The sequence below is a fragment of the Flavobacterium procerum genome (assembly GCF_042431625.1).
Classification (GTDB): Bacteria; Bacteroidota; Bacteroidia; order Flavobacteriales; family Flavobacteriaceae; genus Flavobacterium; species Flavobacterium procerum.
In genome coordinates, this window is record NZ_JBHLYW010000007.1 from 745,708 (window position 1) to 767,211 (window position 21,504).

Genomic DNA, 21,504 nt, shown 5'->3' on the forward strand with positions numbered 1-21,504 from the left:
TTAAGTTCTCTTTGAATTAAATATAAAAACATCTGCTAAATTTTGATTCCAATTTGTTCTAATAGCTTTATGTTTGTTTCTGTAATTGCTTTTCTTGTTGATGTAGGTCGATAAATGTCTGCACCTGAAGAAATTAGTAAATCAAAAATTTGTTTTAAGTCTTCGATAGTTTCTTTTGCTAATGGTCTTTCATTGTTTGTCCAAGGATTTTTAATATCGGTACAAACACGCATTAATGCTGAATTTCCGTAACTGTCAATAGAATTTACGTCAGCTCCTTTGTCAACCATTATTTTTAATAAGAAGAATGCTTTGTCAAAGTGTTCTTTAACTCCCTTTAACTCGTAAAGATGTTTTTTTTCTTCATCCCAAGGGTCTACAGAAAATTCAAATCTAGCTAAAGCTACTATCGCCATTATTGCATCGTGAAGAACGGGCATTTTCCATTCATTAACGGATATTGCGTCTATGAAATTTACATCTGCTCCATTTTCCAAAAAGTATTTTACTGCCCAAAAATTGTTTGTCTTAAAGGCAATTTGTAGTGGAGATTGTCCGTCGTCTTTTTTTGGCGGTTGTTTAGCAATGCAATTTACAAGGTCTGGTTTTTTTGTTATCAGTTCTGTTATTTTTTCCGTATCCCTTTCTCGGATTGCAGTAAATAATGCTTTCATTCCTTTTTTATATTTTTTTGCTGTGTATTGAATCTATTTGTTAAAATCTGTTGCAGTTTTTGTTAGTATTCTTGATTTATTCTAACGCTTTTTTTCCATGTTAGAATCATAACATTAACAAAATCTTCAATTTCAGCTTTTGTACCATTCATACATATTCTGAATGTACTTCCGTCTGATTTTGTCACTTCAACATATTTACTGTAAGTCAGACCAGGATTATAATTAGGTTTTAGTTTTATTACATCTTTGTAAAATGCAATTTTTTTTTGATTTTTTGAGACATTCCTTTCATCAATCCAATACGTACAGATTCTTTTGTCGGTGTAAAAATTACCAGCAACTTCATTTTTATATTCAGAATAAAATCGGATTATTTTTTCTCTATCATCCAGAAGACCTAGATTCTTAATATACTTGATATCGTCAGTTTTTAGAGAATCATTTGTCTCAATTTTATTCTTTGAGCATGAAAAAAGAATTATGACTAATACTAAAGATATTTTTTTCATTAATTAAAACATTGTGTTATTGTCTACTAAAGTCTCTCTATTACAGTGGGTTTGCGATTAAATTAAGTACTATTTTCGGATTTGCCACTCGAGCAATACTGAACAGGCGAAGCAAATCATTACAAATACAAAACTAGTTCTTCATTAAGCCAATTGCTAAATTAGTTGTAATTGTTGGCGGAAGTCTTAACTATTCGAAGGATTTGTAAGTATTAATTTCAATAAGACCGTATTTACATCCGGCTCCATAAAGTGAAACACATTTTTCTGCTTCGGTGATTCGTAATCCTTTGATTTCAGCTTTGCTTATGACAATTTTCTCAATGTCTTTCTTATAGTAAAAAAAAATAATAGTGCCATTAATTATTAGCATCGGCTTTTCTCCAAGTTTTCCTTCGGTTTGTTTTTGCCGAATTAATTCAACCAAATAGAATTTATCTTTTCCTGAATCTGCAAGCAAATAGTTATTTTCATTTTCGGTGACTTTAACTGTTTTGCAACTAATAAAGGCTAGAGTTATTAAAATCAGGAAAGATTTTACTTTCATAGGTAAATGTTCATTAAGATTATCACTGCCAACGTCCCAATGCTACAGCAGGTTTGTGACTAAATTAAGAATTATGCTTCAGTTAATTACTATTTTTAAAAATACAAAACCATCTTTAATTGAGCCTAAAACTCAAATAGTTCCAAACGCCTATTATTGACGGGTGTTCTTAAATATATTTTGGTATTTGTCTATGTAAATTTGAAAGTGTAAATAGTCCGCCTACTGTTAAAATTGCTCCACCGACAAAAGGAAAACCAGCTCCAATTAAGTCTGCAATGTTTGAAGAAAACAGGAATGGTAAACAAAATAGCATTCCAAATATTCCTGCAATAATTGAAGCCAATGCTCCATATTTAACAATAGCCTTCATCGTTACTGTTTTTTGGTTTTCAGTTCTCGTTTCAATTACTTGTTTTCTTAAAGTTTGGGTTTGAAAATCAGCATATTTTTCAATTGTCCAACTTGAAATAGGTTTGGATTTTTGTCCGCTTTTAAAATCTTTATAAAATGTCGACCACTCATCTGGCAAAAGGATTGCTCCAAATGTGAGAATAGCAAAACAAGGAATTGTATAATTTCCGTTTCCTAACATAAACGCTTGCATTCTGATTTCGTCAACGGGTGTCATCTTAAAGTCGAGCAAAACGTGTTTTAAGTCGTGACTTTCATATTTAGGAACAAGTCCAAGTTTATTGTCGTCAAGGCATTTAGCAATGTCGTGCCCCAATGTTCCAATTGGATATTTTCTTAAATTTTCTACTTGGTCAGCATAGTAATTTTTGTCGTGAAATTGTTCAATTGTCCAAACTGAAAAGTTGAACGACTTCTTAATTATTTGTCTAGCTATTTTCTGTAAAATATTCATATATGATTTGTTTGAAGAGGTGTTTTTATGCTTGCCACTAACGTTTTGTAGCTTTGCGATGGTGTAGCAATCGAAGTACAAATTTTCAAATTTTGGACAAATTCTCAATCGAAGAATTTCGTCCCGCTTTTGGCAATATCTTTTTAGTGACTGATGTTCTATTGTTTAATTTATCACTGTTCATTTTCAAATGTACCATTTTTGTAATACACTATTTCACATGTGTCTAAAGTTGTCGCTAGTCTAATAAATACGCCTATTCCGTAATGATAATCATTCGCTTCTTGACTTGTAAAACCTCTAAGCTTTTCATCATCTCTTTCGTTTCTTGTCCAATGGCCTTTAAATTCTATTACAGCGATATTTTTATCATTAAACCCTCTGTGATGTAAAATAATGTCAGGAAAAATTCCGTGTTTTGTATTGAAGCCCTTCATATTTTTGACATTTCTATGGTTTCGATTATAATCAAAATCAATAGTCAATTCATTATCAACTCCAAATGAAGTTCGAGCAACTATTTCTGAAAAATAAAGTCCAAATCTGAATGCACAAGAACGTTCATGTGCATGTCTTTCTATCAATGAAAAGTCTAGAGCGTAAACTTTTTCTAAAGCTGAAGCAATAGCTCCTTTTATTTCAGTGGTTTGATTTTTAGTTAGTACCAATCTTATTTAGTTTTATTGTTAAAATGTTTAAATGACACAATATAGTCTGTCACACTTGCCACTAACGTTTTGTCGCTTTGCGATGGTGTAGCAATCGAAGTACAGATTTTCAATTTTGCATAAAAGTTCAATCGAAGAACTAAAGTTGAACTTTACACCAAATTCCAACAGAAGCTATTCAGTACCGCTTTTTCTGCAGTTAAGTTTACCATTCTCTCCATTCTTCTGTCAAGTCAATACTGTCTTCAATTACAAGTCCTGTCGTTCTAACGACATTGTTGATAAAATCACATAATTCTTCTCTTTCCATTGTTTCAATAAAACCTGCATGCTTGTCATTAATTTTATTTATGGCTATTACGATTTTCTTAATAGAGTTATAAATATTTGTGGCTTTTTTTTGATTTGTCAGCTCAGTTAATGTTTGTAAATAGTCTTTCAACAAGCTTTCAACTACATTTATTCCTCTTTCTGTAAATATATTGTCGCCTTCATCTTTTCTTCGTTTCCATTCAGTTGTTGGTAATTTATTTAAATACCCTAAGATTAAAGGTTTATTTTCAGGTTTAATATTCTTGTTTTGTTGGCTTAGATATTTTTTAAGTTTAATCTTTTCTTTTTCATCTAAAGTCAACTTTATAATACGTACCCAAATAAGTTTATATTCAGGGCTTAATGCTGTCAATATTCTGAAATCATCAAATTGTGTCCACCAACAATATCCGTATGAGTTGGGGCTTTTTTCATAAGGTTTTTTTCCAAGCTTTTGTAATACTGTTTCTTGGCTGTCACCGAGTAAAAGTCCAAAAGGTAAATCAAAGACAGATGGCTTTTTGTTTTTTAAAAAGTCATTGTCTATTGTAATTTCATCTAAAAAAAGTTCATTGTCTGATTTTTCATATCTTAAAATTGGTTCACCATATTCAAGTTTATGTCTGTAATAACCATCAAAATTTAAATAAATTCCATGTTTTTCATTGTTTGAACTCGTGTCGTAAGAATTACATTGATAATCCAATTGGCGTTTTGGATTTGTCGGCAAATCAAATTTTTTCATGAACGATTTTAGTTCTTCTGATAAAATTGATTTTCCAAGAAAGTTTGTCAAAGCTGTTGGCGTCATTGAAGTGTCGTTTTTATTTGCAGGCAACCTCCCGTTATTACAACGGATTTGGGACTAAATTAAGTCCTATTTTCGGATTTTCCACTCGAGCGATAACGAACAGGCGAAGCAGATCATTCCAAATACAAAACTGTCTTTCTATTGAGTCTATTGCACAAATCCTTTACTGTAGCTGTTAACCGTAGTTTTTTCTTATTTTTTAACCTGAGCAAATTAGCAAATAATTTTCCGCCTTACTTGCTTGAATTATTATTTTTTTTAATTCTGAAAAATCTTCTATTAAATGATTTAGATTATTTGATTCTCCTTCGATATTTTCATTAGTCCATTCATTTGGATAAATATCGTTTTCATTTAGTTCAGTTGCATTATATTTATCTCTCAATTCAGATTCATTAATTTCAGATATAATTTCACTAATTTCAGTTACTCTTTCGTTACTTAGATATGGAAAATAATTTCCACTTTCCATAAAATCCATCATTTCTTCAAAATCTGGATTTTCAAAGTCAAAATCGCCTAAATATTCTGTTGGATTAAATATTTGGTTAAGTATATTTTTAGTTAGTTCAGATTTGTTTTTTGTCAAAACAAATTCAATTCCCATAAATGAGTTTTGAAATGTATAATAATCTTTTACTCGATTATGTATTTTAATCTCTTTTCTGTTTTCAGAACTTTTTAATTCATCGAAAAGTTCCTTTGAAATACTATAAATTGTTGTCGATCTGCTCATTGATTTCATTTTTTTTAAATCTCCGGTAACGTTCTGGCACTTGATGAGGTTGCAAATTTCGTAACCTAGTACTTTACGCTAAGATAAAATTTCTTGCGAAAAGTAAGTGTAGATTTACTACAAAATTCGCAATCTTGCCAAACGCCTTTTAGTGGATGCTTTAATTTTCTCCAATCCATTTTCCTTTACACCAACTTTTAACTTTTCCATAAATATCCATTTCAAAAAGATAATTTATGACTTCGTCTTTGTAGCTTTCGACAATAGTGACAAAGTTTTGGTTTTTATTTTTTCTCAGATTTGCTATGATAAAAGTTCGTGGATAATCCCCTTTTTTAAATTTATTAATCATTTTAAATCTATTGTCATTGCTTAAAATAATATTTTTAACTTCAAGGTTGTCTGTACCTCCAACCATTGTATCTTGCCATTTAAGTGTGAATTTTTCTGTGCAATCTGATTTCCAATAATTATAGTTCTGAACTTTAACGACAAAGTTAATTTTTGATGAAGTTTTATTGATTATAGAATCTTTATAAAACTCAAAGGCTTTTTGTTCAAAATCAACATTTTGTTGTCCGTAAAGTGACAAACAACAAATAAGAATTGATATAGAAAGTTTTGTTTTCATTTTTTTTAAGTTTTATATGTTGCTTGCAACTAATGTTCTGGAGCTTGGTGAAGTTGGGGACTAAATTAAGATTTATGTTTGGGTTAAGCACTTTTTTTCAAATACAAAATCATTTTTCCATTAAGCCAAATGCCCAAATCCGTTGTAGTAGCTGTTACCAATAGTAACTTATTTTTCAACATCAAACATTCTCATAACTTTTGGATTTTGAGCGTCAAGAAACATTTTAGTTCGTCCAAATAAACAAATTTTACCCTCTTTTTCAAAAACATTGCGTTGCCCTTGTCCATTTATTAAAACTTCATCTCTGCAAACTCCATCTAGATGATTATTTTCTATATAATCCCAATATTTTTCAATTTCATCTTTAAATACTATTGTAAATGCTGGCTGACTATATTCAACTAAATAATTCCCATCATCCATTGTTGTCGGTTTCATGTCAGGATGAGAATTATATATTTTATTTAATACTGATTTTGCACTTTCCTCAATGTTTTCAACTTTTGAAGCAAAAAATATAACAGTTCCAAATTCAAAAACAGCAAACTGCAATTTTTCTCCAGTATAGTATTTTGTTTTTTCAACAATTTCAGAATGATTAATAGGAAGATTAGGTTTCCATTTCGGTTTTGGTGGAAAATCTAATTTCTTTTTTCTAAAAAGTTTATCTAATATTCCCATTTTTTCTTTATCAGGATTTTGTGGTTATTACTGCTAACGTTCTCGTACTACACGCAGGCTGGCATTAAGAAAACCTAAACTTTCGGTTAAAAACTATTTTTTCACACACAAAACCATCTTCAAATTAAGCCAAATGCCCAAATCTCGTGTGACGGCTGTTATGTGAGGTTTATAAAACTACAATATCAGGATTCACTTTTAATACTCTCTTAACTTTTTCTTTGTTATTTATTTTTTCTACTATATAAATAACTTTCGTATTTTTCAATTCGTCTTCAAACCACGAAATTCCATACTTTTCATTTGGAGCCCAAATTTTTTCTCTATTTACCTTAACTTTAGATCGTTTTGTATCCACAACTAATTCAATAGAGTTTACTGGGCTATCAGTAGACCATATATATCTGTAATGTAGTTCCTTTTTAGTCTCAGTTTTACTTAGCTTAATATTTTTATAAAATTTAGTATTAAAAAATAAAAACATGGTGTCACGTTTTTCACCAGAATCTTGAGAAAATACGCTATTAGTAATTAATAAAAGTGTTAGAATAATTTTTTTCATAAGTCTCTTTTACGATATGTCAGTCTAAATCCCGTATAACGTTCTGGCGCTACAGCGTATTTGGGATTGAAAATGCGATTATTTTCGATTAAATACAAATTTTGCAAATACAAAAACATCTTTAAATCAAGCCTAACGCCCCAATCTTTCCAAATTTGTGTTGACAGTAGATTTTTTATTTTATTAGATTGAGTTTTTTATTGTAATATTCATATCTAATATTATTGTTTTTTACATAATCATCTTTATTTCCAGGCTTATACGTTATTGAATCAGAGTCAAATGTGAAAAATATTTTATCTTCATTTTCATTTATTTTTAAAATATCAATTAAAGTTTTTTCTTCATACTTTCCTTCAATATCGATATTTCCAAGGTATTCTATTTTTTCGTTTTCAAATAAATATACATCACCTCCAAAAAAATATTCATAAGCTAAATGACAAACTATGATAATTTTATTATTTCGGTTATTTTTATAAAAATAGGGCTTATAAAGGTATACATCTTCAACACCTTTAAATTTATATTTTACTTCGTTTTTCTCATTTAATAATAAAAACCTTGCGCCATAATTATTTTCATAATCAGGATTTGATATTTCACTATTTATTGGATTGAAGTTTCCGAAAATAAATTTATTTTTTTCAATTTGGTAGGATTCTATTATACTAAATCTATCTATATTAACATTTGAAATACTATCGGGATTGAATTTATAATATGATTCATTTCCTATTGTTACTTTGTCTTTTAAACTAATATTTTTTACTTCAATGATTTCATTTTGAGTATTGTTGCTTTTTTTTTCTGAACAAGAAGTAAAGATTACAATTAAAAATATTAGTGCTTTTTTCATTAGATTATCTTTTTAGTTTGCTCGGTTTTTTAAACTTCTAACTAACGTTCTGACGTTACAAGCGGTTTGAAGGTTATGAAACTGAGTATTTTCGGCTTAACGAAAATATGAATAAAACCGATAATTCCGCTAAATCTGCAAATCGATTGTAACGGCTGTTACCAGAAGTTTTTTATTCTCTATAATTTGTAATAAGATTTAAATAAAATTTACCGTTGGTCACTTTAATTGTATCTTTTGAGACTTTTGGATTAAATAATTTAAACTTAAATTCTCCTTTGAATCTTTTATTTATTGTGTCAAATTTTGATATAACTAATTCTCCAGTAGTAAAGGTCTCTATATCTTGAGAAGAAAGTTTTATCTCAGACTTAGATTTGTCAAATCTGTAGAAATATTCAAAAATTAACTTGTCTTTAGTCAAATTATATTTTCCAATTTTATTAAAGTTAAATCCGCCAAATGTAATTTGTTCAACATAATTTGAGTTTATTTCAAGTCCCATTATTAAAACATAAGGTTTAGAATCTTTTTGGGTAATATGTATGTTTGCATTTTTTGGCTCTGTGGCGATAGTTTCCCAAGAGGGCTTAAATTGTTTACCGTTAATATTACATGAAAAATTCCTAGTGATATGTTCAATATCATTATTCACATTATTAGTTTTTGTTTGTTTATGTTTAACCGCAGTTTTTTTCTGTGCGTAAATTGTTGAAAAGGATATTGTTAAAAACAAGTAAATTATTAAATGCATTTTCATAGGTTTTGATTTTTGTAAAATTTCTGGTAACATTCTGACACTACACGCAGGCTGTGGGATTAAGAAAGCCTAAACTTTCGGTTAAAAATTATTTTTTCAAATACAAGACCATCTTCAAATTTTGCCAATTGCTCAGTTTGATTGTAGCGTGTGTTAGTGGTTGGATTTTATCAAACTTCTGTATTTTTTAGCCAATACATTTGTATCATTGCTAATCGTGTCAAACTTTGATTTGGATATATCAATTAAAAAATACGAATCCCAACTTTCAGGAATAGAATCTTCTGGATTTTCATAACTTGACTCGTTAACCCAAGTAAATACTTCAAACTTATTTACTTTTTTTATTAGCCAAGAAGTTTTTTGCATACCATCTCCTGCATCACCCCATGATTCAGCTAATTCCATATATGATTTAATTTTATTGTTTTTACTGTCATATATGAAAAGCTTAATAGAAGACGGTAGATATTCTGACGGCGTTCTCATTATTAACCCTATAGTTTCCTTATTGATTGAGAATTTATAACAAGCAAATAGTCCTGGAGGATCATTAAAATGCTGTATTGTTATTTCTTTTGGAAATAAAATAACATTCAAACTATCAAGTTCACGCCCTTTGAATTTTTTGAAATTCTCTTCAGAAAATATTTTTAAAGTATCAAACGAAATGTTCTCAAACTTTTCGAGTAATTCCGAATATTTATTTTCTTTTTTGATTTCTGTTTTTACTTTAACTAAAGATTTCGACTTTTCATTACAGCTAAAAAGAGTAATTGCTATTATTAAATATAGAAGGTTTTTCATGTCGATTTTTAAGCTTGCCACTAACGTTCTGGTGCTTGGCGAGGTTGGGACTAAAATAAGATTTATATTTCGGTTAAACACTATTTTTACAAATACAAGACCATTTTTAAATTCAGCCTAAAACCCCAATCTCGCCAAACGGCTGTTGGCAGTAGTTACTGTTCTCTAGTTGCTTTAATACCGCTGTATTTCTCCAATTTTGAAATAATTTCAGAGTCAAATCTATTTTCAATTCTTTCTTTTTCATCAACACTAAAGTCTTCTTCTTTAAGCCACTTATTGTGTCTTTTAGTGAAGATTGAACGAATGGCTATTATAGTTGGCCCATTTTCATCTTGTTTTTCATTTCCGTCTGCAACAAATGATACATAATACATTTCTTCAGGTTCTGATTTTAAATAAAAAATCCTAGTATCCAAAAAGTCATAACCACTTTTTTTCCAATTATCATACTCTTTCCATTTTTCTGGAATTTCAAGTTCAGCATTTTTCTTAAACAAAGTATCAATTGCCTTTTCAATATTCTTTTTGGGTGTCTCAAAATTTCTGCTATCAAAACCGCCCAAAGTTCCATCGCAATTAATTAATAAATAACCGAATAAAAGAATAAAAAAGATTTTAATTTTCATATGTTTTCTCAATTCTGTGGGTTAATTACTGCCAACGTTTCGGGCTTTGCGTTCGGGTGGGTTTGGGACCACAAAGTTCCAAGTTTTCCCGTCAGCCCGCCTGACGCAAAACCCGTGTTAGCAGTAGTGCTTCTTTTAGTCGTTATATGGGTCCATAATTCCATTTGGTTTATGTCCTTCCTTATTTTTTAATTGTCCTTTATTAATGCTTGTCAAAATTTCGTTTGAGTAAATGTAATTGTCTTTACCCAAAATGAGTTTGTAACGCAATTTTGCCTTTATTTTTCCTGTGAACTTAGGAATGTCAAACTCCCAATATTCGTTTTGCTTCAAATAAACATCGTGATAACTATTGCCACACCAACTACTTGGTAAGTACTCAATTGGTTTCCATTCACCTTTATAAAATATTTCTGGAATGACACTCAGACGGCTGTCAGATGCCTCAAGTCGCACAATTGAGTCAGTTTTGTTTGCAATGTAAAGTTTGTAGCCAATGTATTTGTTGTTTATTGAAGTCGTTTGCGTTGTATCAATCTTTAATATTAGTCCACTGTAAGAAAGATTTAAACTTTCATTTATCTTTTTTGGGAAATTGTCTGAACCCCCAAAGCCACCTAACGCTGTCGTGTCTATTATGCTTGATTTCGCATAAATGTGTCCACGCAACATAAAGTCAATGTTTAAGTCCTTCTTCTTTTGTCCAAATGTCACTGAACATAGAAGTAAAAAAATCGTTGTTGTCAATGTTGCTTTTATCATACGGTGTCGTCTTTGAGCATTACTGCTAACGTCCCGCTACTACAGCGGGTTTGGGACTAAATTAAAACCATTCGTTAAATATTCCAAATGCAAAATCAACTTCTTATTAAGTCAATTACAAAATCTTTTTTAGGAGCTGTTATCTCCAGTATTTTGAATCATTTCGTGACACTGAAATCTATTTCCAAATATAGAATTTTTCTTGTAAATTTTTAAGTAAGATGATGCAGCTTGTCTTCTTTTTTTGTGTGATGTGAATAGGGTTTTTACATCACATTTTTCCAAAGATGATTTTATTGGTTGTCGTTAAGTTGTTTTTCTAATTTTTGAATATCAGAAGGGCCACTGGCTTTTTTAATTGTAATAATGCCGTTTTCGTCTGCCAGAAAATGCCACGGAATCGGAATCGAATCGTTGCCGTACAAATTTCTCAAATCGGCATCTAATTTTTCATTAACACGGATGTGATATCCTTCCAAATTATAAAAATGTGTCATGTCGCGCCATTGTTTTTCTCGGCTTTCTTTATCAATCGAAATGTAGACCATCGAAATGTTTTTCGATTTTAGTAATTCATACAATTGGGCATTTTCTTTAAATTCTTCCTTGCACGGACTGCACCAAGTGGCCCAGATGTCAACATAAAACTGTTTTCCGTTAAGGCTTTTTAATAAATAGGCTATTGAGTTTAAATTGGTTGCATTTTCTATGAATTTTATTTTTTCGTTTAAAGGCTGTTCTTTCTTTTTATGAAATGCGACTACTGGAACGATTATAGATTCTAAAAAAGTAGTGTAAGGGCTTGAGGGATAGTCTTTTTTGAATTGCTCAAAAAGCGAAAGAAGTTCTTTTTCGTAATTTTTCTGAATTGCCGCGTCATAGAGGTAAGCGGCAATGTAATATTCCAGTTGAACTCCGGATAAGTGTTTTTTTGCATTTTCGATATTATGAGTATGGACCCTACCTTGTTTGCCTATTTCTGAAAGCGCATCAATACTTATTTTCTCAACAATTAATTCGTTGTATCGCAAATAGTTTTGAACATAAAAATAAAACCAAGGCGAACTTAAAAGTTTCGGATTTGTAACAGGATTAGATTTGAAAATTTCTGCCCAAAGCTCGCTATACTGCTTTTTGGATAAGGTGTTTTTATTGCGGGGTTCATTTAGATAATTTATAAAAGCGACACTTCCTAAAACACCTTTATAAAAATAATTTCGGTCTTGATCGATAAGATTATAGAAATCTTTAGAAATCACCTTGTCTTTAAGAAGCTGTTTAAAACCTGCCAATTCAGCCTGTCTGCTTTGTTCTATTTTTTGTTTTATTTCAGAAGGAATACTGTCATTATGGTATTTTCGAGATTCGAGTTCAAAATGCCCACCTTCAATCATGCTTCTGTTCTCAATTTGATTGTACAAATCTTGTCCTTTTTTGTTTTTCGATTGTACTTCAAATTTGTTTTCCTTGCTTTCGGTGTTGATAAATACTGTATAGTTCATTCCTGGTTCAGCAATTAGGACTCCAAATGGTTTGTAATTATGCAAAATTTCGATAAAACAGGCTTGGTCAGATTTCAGGTTTATTTGAAAGTTTCCTAACGCGTCGGGCTGTACAGAATCGGTAAAACCAAAATAATCAATTCCGTTGACCGGAAGGGTGTACTCGATTATTTCGGGAATCTTTCCTGTAATTTTTCCTTTTATTTGAATATCTTTTTTAGACTGCGCATTTAGCATTAAAACAAAAAGGAAAAATACAAGTGTTCTCATAGTTGGTTAGATTGAAGTACTTTCAAATATATGAAAATCAGGAAGTATCTTAACGATTGCCAAAATAAAAACGATTATGTTATTGTTTTTTAATAGATACAAATAAGAGATTATTTAGTCAAAATCATACCATCTCGGAAGATCTTCGTCTTCAGGATAATTTTCTGGGAATATTTTACTAAGTCGGTAAATCATTTCGGCTTTAACAATAGGATCTTCTGAGTTTTCGGCCAGATCTTTTATTGCTTCTATAGCTTCTTCAGTTCCAATGCTTTTTAGTGCATGCCCGCATTGGTTTATAAATGGCCCAGTTCTGGAGCAAGCTTCTAGAAAAGGAAATTTCTGCTGCATTGCGATTTTAATTGTAGGCACGCTGGATGGATGCTCCCTCCATTGCAGATTATGAATAATATCATCGTGTTTTGTGTGCCAAGGTTCTAAAAATATTTCGTGAAGCAAATCTATACAATCATCCTCTTCGTCGACTACCCAAAGTAATAAAAGACAAAAATCCATGTCATCACTATTTTTAGAAGCAATAATGTCCTTTATGATTTTTCTGCCTATTTCATTTTTAGATTCAATTGGAAAAGGGAGTAATTCTAGTAATTCGTTTTTATTACGTATTTTTCTTTTGCTATATTCTGCAAAATCTTGTCTTAATTTTTCTATCATGCGTATAAGTGTGAATTTTGTTTGGGCTAAATGTAATTATTTTAATACTATTCATACCTAAACATCTTATGAAAATGACACTTCTAGCCCCGATAGAAGCGGCATCCTTTTATGGCGGTGTTCGCCATAAAAGATAGAGCGGATAGCGGGAATAAGCTCCTTAATCCCTTTAGGATGACATAGAAAATAAAGGCATGCCATATATGTCAGTCTTTAAAAATGTCATGTTGTCAGATAGTTTTGAAGGCTTAGACTGTAAAACTGACAATTTTATTTGCTTTTTTATATTGGCACAAAGATTGACTTATGCCACATGAGTTTAAAAAATTAAATCAAAAATTAAATATATAAAAAATGGGTAAAATAATCGGAATTGACTTAGGTACGACGAACTCTTGTGTTTCTGTAATGGAAGGTAACGAAGCAGTTGTTATCCCTAACGCAGAAGGAAAAAGAACTACACCATCTATCATCGCTTTTGTTGAAGGTGGAGAAATTAAAGTAGGTGATCCTGCAAAAAGACAAGCAGTAACGAATCCTACAAAAACGATTGCTTCTATTAAACGTTTTATGGGACATACTTTTGCTGAAACTCAAGATGAGGCAAAAAGAGTTCCTTACAGTGTTGTAAAAGGTGACAACAATACGCCACGTGTGGATATTGACGGTCGTTTATACACTGCTCAAGAATTGTCTGCAATGACACTTCAAAAAATGAAAAAAACTGCTGAAGACTATTTAGGTCAAACTGTAACTGAAGCAGTTATTACTGTTCCTGCTTACTTTAACGATGCGCAACGTCAAGCTACTAAAGAAGCTGGTGAAATCGCTGGTCTTAAAGTTATGCGTATCATCAACGAGCCAACTGCTGCTGCACTTGCTTACGGATTAGATAAAAAAGGAACTGATCAAAAAATTGCTGTTTACGATTTAGGTGGAGGTACTTTTGATATCTCTGTTCTTGAATTAGGAGACGGTGTATTTGAAGTATTATCTACAAACGGTGATACTCACTTAGGTGGTGATGATTTTGACCAAGTTATTATTGACTGGTTAGCTGACGAATTCAAAACTGAAGAAGGAATTGATTTACGTTTAGATCCAATGTCATTACAGCGTTTGAAAGAAGCTGCTGAGAAAGCTAAGATTGAATTATCATCTTCTGCTGAAACAGAAATCAACTTACCATACGTAACTGCTACTGCTTCTGGACCAAAACACTTAGTGAAAAAATTATCTAGAGCTAAATTTGAGCAATTATCTGATTCTTTAGTAAAACGTTCTATGGAACCAGTTGCTAAAGCATTAAAAGATGCAGGTTTATCTACATCTGATATCGACGAAGTAATCCTTGTAGGAGGTTCTACTCGTATGCCAAGAATTGCTGACGAAGTGGAAAAATTCTTTGGTAAAAAAGCATCTAAAGGTGTTAACCCTGATGAGGTTGTTGCTATTGGAGCTGCTATTCAAGGTGGAGTTTTATCTGGAGATGTAAAAGATGTATTGTTGCTTGACGTAACGCCTCTTTCTTTAGGAATCGAAACTATGGGTGGTGTTATGACTGTTCTTATCGAAGCTAACACAACTATCCCAACTAAAAAATCTCAAGTATTCTCTACTGCATCTGATTCTCAGCCATCTGTTGAGCTTCACGTATTGCAAGGAGCTAGAGCAATGGCTGCAGATAACAAAACTATCGGTCGTTTCCACTTAGATGGTATTCCACCAGCACCAAGAGGAGTTCCTCAAATCGAGGTTTCTTTTGATATTGATGCAAATGGTATCATCAAAGTAACTGCTACTGATAAAGGAACTGGAAAATCTCACGATATCCGTATCGAAGCTTCTTCTGGATTAACAGCTGATGAAATCGAAAAAATGAAGCAAGATGCTGAGGCTAATGCTGAATCTGATAAAATTGCAAAAGAAAGAGCTGAGAAATTGAACGAAGCTGACAGTACTATTTTCCAAACTGAAAGTCAATTGAAAGAATTGGGAGATAAATTGACAGACGAGCAAAAAACAGCTATCGAATATGCTTTAACTGAATTGAGAATGGCGCACCAATCTCAAGATCTTGATGCAATCCAAAAAGGATTAGACAATGTAAATGCAGCTTGGAAAACAGCTACAGAAGCAATGTACGCTCAAGGTGGTGAAGGTCAACAAGCTGCTCCACAACAAGAGCAGTCTTCTGGAGATAACGTTGAAGACGTTGAATTCGAAGAGGTAAAATAATTCTTTTGTATTAAGTAATTAGTACAAAGTATTAAGATAGAAAACCGAGTCAGAAATGACTCGGTTTTTTTGTGTTTTATAATTGGTATTTAATCATCTTCTGGTTTTACTACAGTTACGTCTCCTACAAAAAAAAGTTCATTCATTTTTACTTTAATTTTAGAATAGGTTTCAGGTTTAAATTCAGTTGTTGGTAAACCTGTATATTGAAATATTAAAACAGCCCCTTTTTTTGCTTTTATTGTAAATTCGCCGTCAAAATTAGTTTGGGTTTTAATTTTGGATCGCTTTACTGTTACAGTGGCATTTGGTAGTGGATCACCTTTGGAATCATATAAAATTCCAGTATAAGTGATAAGATCTTTTTTAGACTTTCTGTTTTTATCGTCTTTAATTGGCTTATTTTCTGTCTGTTCTATTCGTGCTCGTCCCTGCGCTTGTACCGTTTGATTTCCTAAACCTAAAAAAGCAAGTAATGAAGCGGCAGCAATCATCCAGATTGATTTTTTTTCTTTTGGAATAATCATTTCACGGTCTAATTGTGATATTCTAAATCGACCGCAGAGTTTTTCTTCATTTCGATAGGCTAAAACAATTTCTCGGTCAGAAGATTTAGTAAAGTCAATTACATTTTTTTGACAAACGTTGCAAAATTTTCCTTTCTCTGTTGGTGACATTTCGAGCCAATTTTCATGGCAAGGTTCTGGAATTGAGATTTTAATTTTATTTGTCATTTTTGATTTGTTATTTAAATGCATTTTGAAAGCAAATTGAGGTTTATAAAAGTAAACATTATTTTGAATCATCCTAGAATCTCATCTCATCAAAACTGACAATTGTCATTCCTTCTTCAAAATCTTTTTCGTAATATTACTATTGTAAATTTTTTTGAATGAGAAAGATCAAATACAAGAAAGGGCGTAAACTGCAGCACATAACATTAGAATATACAGGATCGCATAAAGAGCATGAAACCGAAATGCAACTTTTTGTGTATGACGATGCCGATGTTGTTGAATACGAAAAGTTTACAGTTCTAGCGCTGAATTCCTGTTTTGATTTCTCAAAAAACAACTGGCTAAATATCCATGGCCTAAACGATATCAATCTGATTAAAACTATCGGAGCGCATTTTAACCTAGATGATTTTTTACTCGCAGATATTCTTAACACTACAAAAAGAACCAAATTAGAAGAACAGTCAGATGTTTTATTTTTTAATATAAAATCACTGTTGCCTTCTGAACATTCTGACAATATCAGCGTTGAACAGCTAAGTTTTATTGTGAAAGACGGAATTCTGATTTCTTTTCAAGAAAAACGAAGCGATTTTTTTGCGCATATCAGAGAACGTCTTCGTACGCATGCAGGAATCGTTCGAACAAAAAAAGTCGATTACCTTTTGTATCTGCTTCTAGATGCTGTTATGGAGAATTTCTATATAACTATTGAAAACGAAGAAGATAAAATTGAAGACTTGATCAATTTGACGAAAAAAGAGGCTAAGCCGGTTATTTTAGAAAAAATTGAAAATCATCGTGATAATTTAAGCTTTCTGAAACGTTCCATTGTGCCACTTCGTGATTCATTGTATTATTTGAAAACGATTAAAGATGATGATGAAAATAACGGTCTTATTCAGAAAGAAACGTTTAATTTCTTTATCAGACTGCATCAAAAAAGTTTGGAGCTTTTAGAGCAGATAGAATCGGATATGAGCGCATTGGAAAGCGCTTCCAATTTTTATTTTTCGGAACAAAGCCGAAAAATGAATGAAATCATGAAAACACTGACTATTATTTCGGCTATATTTATTCCGCTTACATTTATTGTTGGAGTGTACGGAATGAACTTTGAAAACATGCCCGAGCTCAAAATGAGAAATGGCTATTTTGTAGTTATGGGCATCATGTTTTTGCTAGTCGTAGCCTTGATTGTTTATTTCAAAAAAAGAAGATGGTTTTAACGTTTGTTTGAGCAAGAAAAGAAATGATTTCTATTAAATTTGTTATTTAGAATAAATATAAATAATTATGAGTAAAGCAATATATATAGCCACCAGCGATCAAAACAGCGGTAAGTCGATTATCACTCTTGGGCTCATGAGCATCCTAATGGGAAAAACAGCAAAAGTGGGTTATTTTAGGCCTATAATTGAAGATTTTGTTGATGGAGAAGTTGACAATCACATTGAGACCGTTTTGTCGTATTTTAACCTTGATATTCATTTTGACGATGCTTATGCAATTACAAAAAGCAGATTAATCAAGAAAAAGAATAAAGGAAAGATAGGGGAGGTTCTCGATTTAATCATCGAAAAGTATAAAAAACTAGAAGAGCGTTTTGATTTTGTTTTGGTCGAAGGAACAAGTTTTACCGGAGAAGGAACTTCAATCGAATTGGATTTAAATGTTTTAATTGCTAAAAATCTTGGGATTCCGACTATAATTGTTGGTTCAGGAGTGGGAAAAACTCTTGAAGAACTGGTAGACAGCTTGTATTTGGTTTACGATTCATTTAAAGTAAAAGAGGTTGAGGTTTTGTCTGTATTTGCCAATAAAGTTCAGCCAGAAAATATCGAATTGGTTACGAATGGCTTACAGAAAAGCCTTCCGTCAAATGTATTGATTAATACGATTCCGCTTATTTCGAGTTTGAATAATCCTACTATGCAAGAAATTGTAAATGAGCTGGATGCTAAAGTTTTGTTTGGAGAAAATTATCTCAATAACGAAATCGGTCATTATAGTGTTGGAGCTATGCAATTGCATAATTATTTAGTGCATCTTCATGATAATGCCTTGGTAATTACTCCGGGAGACCGTTCGGATATTATTTTGGGAGCGCTTCAGGCAAATGAATCAGCTAATTATCCGACGATTTCAGGAATTATCCTTACGGGGAATATCGTTCCAGAAGAAAGTATTCTAAAATTGATTGAAGGACTTTCTGCCATCGTTCCGATTATTGCTGTAGACGGAGGAACTTATCATATTACGAATAAAATCGGTTCTATAAAATCTGAGATTTATGCCAACAACACGCATAAGATTGAGACCTCAATAACTACGTTTGCAAAATACGTTGATAACGAAGCGCTATCTGAAAGATTGATCACTTTTGTAGCTGAAGGAATGACGCCAAAAATGTTTCAATACAACATGGTTAAAAGGGCAAAACAGCATAGAAAACACATTGTACTGCCAGAAGGAAATGATGATCGTATTATTACCGCAGCATCAAGATTATTAGACATGGATGTGGTTGATATTTCGATTATTGGAGACAAAAAACAAATTGAAAACAAAGTCGTAGAACTCGGGATAACGTTAGATTTTTCAAAAGTAAACATCATCAATCCAAAAGAGTCTGAACTTTACGAAGATTATGCCAATACGTATTATGAGCTAAGAAAAGCGAAAAACGTTAGTATTACCATGGCTAGAGATTTAATGGAAGATGTTTCGTATTTCGGAACTATGATGGTGTACAAAGGCCACGCAGACGGAATGGTTTCGGGAGCAGCGCATACGACGCAACATACGATTTTACCGGCACTGCAATTCATCAAAACAAAACCGAATTCATCTGTAGTTTCTTCTGTGTTTTTCATGTGTTTAGAAGACCGAGTTTCGGTTTTTGGAGACTGTGCCATCAATCCAAACCCAACGGCCGAACAATTGGCGGAAATCGCGATTTCTTCGGCAGAATCAAGTTTAGCATTCGGAATCGAACCAAAAATAGCGATGCTTTCGTATTCGTCTGGTTCATCAGGAAAAGGAGACGAAGTAGACAAAGTAAGAACGGCCACAGCAATTGTGAAGGAAAAAAGGCCAGATTTAAAGATTGAAGGTCCAATTCAGTACGATGCAGCAGTTGATTTAAGCGTTGGTAAAAGCAAAATGCCAGATTCTGAAGTAGCAGGACAAGCAAGTGTGTTAATCTTCCCTGATTTGAATACGGGAAATAACACTTACAAAGCTGTTCAAAGAGAAACTGGAGCTTTGGCAATCGGTCCAATGCTGCAAGGTTTAAATAAACCGGTAAACGACTTGAGCCGTGGTTGTACTGTAGATGACATCATCAATACAGTTGTCATTACAGCGATTCAGGCACAAGGAATGTAAATTCAATAAAAAATTAAAAAATGGAACACGGATGAAACAGATTCGCTATCGCGAAAACGCAGATTTGCACAGATTTTTTTTATAGAATGAAAAATCCGTTTTAATCCGCGTCTTTACGAAGTAAATCAGAGTCATCCGCGTACTAATTCAACAATAAAAATTTCTGTCTTTGAGAAGAAAACTTAGCATCTTAGAGACTCAGTATCTTAGCAACTTAAAAAGAAAATGAAAATACTTATTATAAACTCAGGAAGTTCATCGATAAAATATCAATTAATGGTTATGCCGACAAACGAAGTAATTTGTTCAGGAATGATTGACAGAATTGGTTTAGAAACTTCAAATATCACTTTTAAGACAGCTTCAAATTCACTTGAAGAAATACTGCCGATTCCAACACACAAAGTTGGTTTGCAGAAAGTATCAGATTTACTTTTAGATCCTGAAAAGGGAGTGATTAAAACTACTTCAGAAATTACTGCGGTTGGACATAGAGTCGTTCACGGAGGAAGTTATTTTTCTAATACTACAGAAATTACGGAAGAAGTTAAAGAAAAAATTAAAGAGCTTTCAGAATTAGCGCCATTGCATAATCCAGCACATTTGGTTGGAATTAATGTGGCCGAAGAAATTTTTTCTGATGCCAAACAAGTAGCGGTTTTTGATACGGCTTTTCATCAGACAATTCCGGTGGAAGCACATAAATATGCTATTCCGAATTTTCTTTTGACAGAACATAAAGTGCGTGTTTATGGTTTTCACGGAACGAGTCATAAATACGTTTCAGAAAAAGCAATCAATTATTTAGAAAATAACTCTAGAATAATTACGATCCACTTAGGGAACGGCTGTAGTATGAGCGCCGTAAAAGACGGAAAAAGTATCGATACCACAATGGGATTTTCGCCTGCAAACGGTCTTGTAATGGGAACCCGTGCAGGAGATATCGACCAATCAGTCATTTTTTATATGGTAAAAAATTTAGGATATACTCCAGATGAAGTGAATTCTATTCTATTAAAACAAAGCGGTATGCTTGGATTGACAGGTTACAGCGATTTGAGAGATATTGAATCTAAAGCCGAAGAAGGAAATAAAGACTGCCAATTGGCTTTATTGATGAATGCATACAGGATCAAAAAGACAATCGGTGCTTATGTTGCGGCTTTAAACGGATTGGACGCTATTATTTTTACAGCCGGAATTGGCGAAAATTCATCGTATATGCGTAAACTGGTTTGTACTGATATGGATTATTTCGGAATTGAAATTAACAAAGAAAAGAATCAAATTCGTTCTAAAGAATTGAGAGAAATCAATACAGATAACTCAATCGTAAAAGTCTTGGTAGTGCCTACAGATGAAGAATTTGAAATTGCAAATCAGGTTTACCAATTATTGGAAAACTAATTTCTTAAATTAATAAATTTCAACAATGGCAACAATCATTGCGATACTGTTATTTTTACTATTTCTTTTTCTTTCGCTAATCCATTTTTATTGGGCTTTTGGAGGGAAATGGGGAACAGAAGGAGTGTATCCAACTCCTGATGTACAAACACCTCCTAGAAATCCAGGAATAATTGCGACCTTGATTGTTGCTATTGGCTTGTTTGGTTTTGGTATTTTTTATTTGATAAAAGTTAAGATTGTTTCTATTGGAATTCCTTTTTGGCTAGAAAAATATGGTCTTTGGATTTTGATGACACTATTCGCTGTAAGAGCAATCGGAGATTTTAAATATTTGGGCTTTTTCAAAAAAATAAAAAATACCAAATTTGGGAAAAATGATACACACTATTTTGCTCCTTTGTGCTTCGTAGTAAGCATTCTGACATTACTGATTGCATTAATGGCCTAAATGACATGT

General features: G+C 32.2%; 23 protein-coding genes. 5 read left to right on the forward strand and 18 right to left on the reverse strand.

Translation table 11 applies throughout. From position 1 onward, the window contains the following. Positions 1–35: 35 nt before the first annotated feature. The 17 genes from ACFFLS_RS08930 to ACFFLS_RS09010 all read right to left on the reverse strand — a co-directional run bounded on the left by ACFFLS_RS08930 (position 36) and on the right by ACFFLS_RS09010 (position 13,269). Positions 36–674 (reverse strand): ankyrin repeat domain-containing protein, encoded by a 639-nt coding sequence (locus ACFFLS_RS08930; RefSeq protein ID WP_379686237.1) that lies wholly within the window; start codon positions 672–674, stop codon positions 36–38. Positions 675–736: 62 nt separating this feature from the next. Beyond that, a complete protein-coding gene (locus tag ACFFLS_RS08935; protein ID WP_379686239.1) occupies positions 737–1,186 on the reverse strand; it encodes a hypothetical protein in 450 nt (149 codons plus the stop codon). A 190-nt stretch (positions 1,187–1,376) separates the two neighbouring features. Continuing rightward, a complete protein-coding gene (locus ACFFLS_RS08940; protein WP_379686241.1) occupies positions 1,377–1,733 on the reverse strand; it encodes a hypothetical protein in 357 nt (118 codons plus the stop codon). Positions 1,734–1,902: 169 nt separating this feature from the next. After that, positions 1,903–2,601, reverse strand: a complete 699-nt coding sequence (locus tag ACFFLS_RS08945) for a hypothetical protein (protein WP_379686242.1) — start codon at positions 2,599–2,601, stop codon at positions 1,903–1,905. A gap of 173 nt (positions 2,602–2,774) precedes the next feature. After that, a complete protein-coding gene (locus tag ACFFLS_RS08950) occupies positions 2,775–3,269 on the reverse strand; it encodes a hypothetical protein (protein WP_379686243.1) in 495 nt (164 codons plus the stop codon). A 205-nt stretch (positions 3,270–3,474) separates the two neighbouring features. Continuing rightward, positions 3,475–4,392 (reverse strand): hypothetical protein, encoded by a 918-nt coding sequence (locus tag ACFFLS_RS08955; RefSeq protein WP_379686244.1) that lies wholly within the window; start codon positions 4,390–4,392, stop codon positions 3,475–3,477. A gap of 199 nt (positions 4,393–4,591) precedes the next feature. Continuing rightward, the gene (locus ACFFLS_RS08960) at positions 4,592–5,137 is read right to left on the reverse strand and encodes a DUF1877 family protein (protein WP_379686245.1); all 546 of its coding nucleotides are present in this window, start codon (positions 5,135–5,137) and stop codon (positions 4,592–4,594) included. A 151-nt stretch (positions 5,138–5,288) separates the two neighbouring features. After that, positions 5,289–5,759: a hypothetical protein gene (locus tag ACFFLS_RS08965; protein ID WP_379686246.1), complete on the reverse strand. Its 471-nt coding sequence runs from the start codon at positions 5,757–5,759 to the stop codon at positions 5,289–5,291. Positions 5,760–5,927: 168 nt separating this feature from the next. Continuing rightward, positions 5,928–6,443: a hypothetical protein gene (locus ACFFLS_RS08970; protein ID WP_379686247.1), complete on the reverse strand. Its 516-nt coding sequence runs from the start codon at positions 6,441–6,443 to the stop codon at positions 5,928–5,930. Positions 6,444–6,612: 169 nt separating this feature from the next. Next, the gene (locus tag ACFFLS_RS08975) at positions 6,613–7,005 is read right to left on the reverse strand and encodes a hypothetical protein (protein WP_379686248.1); all 393 of its coding nucleotides are present in this window, start codon (positions 7,003–7,005) and stop codon (positions 6,613–6,615) included. A 175-nt stretch (positions 7,006–7,180) separates the two neighbouring features. Further along, on the reverse strand, positions 7,181–7,864 hold the full coding sequence (locus ACFFLS_RS08980; protein ID WP_379686249.1) for a hypothetical protein: 684 nt from the start codon (positions 7,862–7,864) through the stop codon (positions 7,181–7,183). Positions 7,865–8,036: 172 nt separating this feature from the next. Beyond that, on the reverse strand, positions 8,037–8,624 hold the full coding sequence (locus ACFFLS_RS08985) for a hypothetical protein (RefSeq protein WP_379686250.1): 588 nt from the start codon (positions 8,622–8,624) through the stop codon (positions 8,037–8,039). A gap of 153 nt (positions 8,625–8,777) precedes the next feature. Next, a complete protein-coding gene (locus ACFFLS_RS08990) occupies positions 8,778–9,431 on the reverse strand; it encodes a hypothetical protein (RefSeq protein WP_379686251.1) in 654 nt (217 codons plus the stop codon). Between the two features lie 155 nt (positions 9,432–9,586). Then, complete coding sequence (locus ACFFLS_RS08995) at positions 9,587–10,060, reverse strand: hypothetical protein (protein WP_379686252.1); 474 nt, start codon at positions 10,058–10,060, stop codon at positions 9,587–9,589. Positions 10,061–10,195: 135 nt separating this feature from the next. After that, complete coding sequence (locus ACFFLS_RS09000; RefSeq protein ID WP_379686253.1) at positions 10,196–10,822, reverse strand: hypothetical protein; 627 nt, start codon at positions 10,820–10,822, stop codon at positions 10,196–10,198. Positions 10,823–11,115: 293 nt separating this feature from the next. Then, on the reverse strand, positions 11,116–12,594 hold the full coding sequence (locus ACFFLS_RS09005) for a TlpA family protein disulfide reductase (protein WP_379686254.1): 1,479 nt from the start codon (positions 12,592–12,594) through the stop codon (positions 11,116–11,118). A gap of 114 nt (positions 12,595–12,708) precedes the next feature. Then, positions 12,709–13,269: a hypothetical protein gene (locus tag ACFFLS_RS09010; protein WP_379686255.1), complete on the reverse strand. Its 561-nt coding sequence runs from the start codon at positions 13,267–13,269 to the stop codon at positions 12,709–12,711. A 354-nt stretch (positions 13,270–13,623) separates the two neighbouring features. Here ACFFLS_RS09010 and dnaK point away from each other — a divergent pair, with 354 nt between their 5' ends. After that, entirely contained in the window at positions 13,624–15,507 is a 1,884-nt protein-coding gene (dnaK, locus tag ACFFLS_RS09015; protein ID WP_379686256.1) for a molecular chaperone DnaK, read from the forward strand. 89 nt (positions 15,508–15,596) lie between these two features. On the opposite strand, the gene ACFFLS_RS09020 is transcribed toward dnaK, so the two are convergent. Then, complete coding sequence (locus ACFFLS_RS09020) at positions 15,597–16,241, reverse strand: carboxypeptidase-like regulatory domain-containing protein (RefSeq protein ID WP_379686257.1); 645 nt, start codon at positions 16,239–16,241, stop codon at positions 15,597–15,599. Positions 16,242–16,399: 158 nt separating this feature from the next. Here ACFFLS_RS09020 and corA point away from each other — a divergent pair, with 158 nt between their 5' ends. The 4 genes from corA to ACFFLS_RS09040 all read left to right on the forward strand — a co-directional run bounded on the left by corA (position 16,400) and on the right by ACFFLS_RS09040 (position 21,495). Beyond that, on the forward strand, positions 16,400–17,473 hold the full coding sequence (gene corA, locus ACFFLS_RS09025; RefSeq protein ID WP_379686258.1) for a magnesium/cobalt transporter CorA: 1,074 nt from the start codon (positions 16,400–16,402) through the stop codon (positions 17,471–17,473). 67 nt (positions 17,474–17,540) lie between these two features. Further along, positions 17,541–19,634: a phosphate acetyltransferase gene (gene pta, locus ACFFLS_RS09030; RefSeq protein WP_379686260.1), complete on the forward strand. Its 2,094-nt coding sequence runs from the start codon at positions 17,541–17,543 to the stop codon at positions 19,632–19,634. Positions 19,635–19,859: 225 nt separating this feature from the next. Then, a complete protein-coding gene (locus ACFFLS_RS09035; protein WP_379686261.1) occupies positions 19,860–21,044 on the forward strand; it encodes an acetate/propionate family kinase in 1,185 nt (394 codons plus the stop codon). A gap of 25 nt (positions 21,045–21,069) precedes the next feature. Beyond that, positions 21,070–21,495 carry a DUF3995 domain-containing protein gene (locus tag ACFFLS_RS09040; protein WP_379686262.1) on the forward strand — a complete coding sequence of 142 codons (426 nt, stop codon included), beginning with the start codon at positions 21,070–21,072 and terminating at the stop codon, positions 21,493–21,495. Positions 21,496–21,504 lie beyond the last annotated feature (9 nt).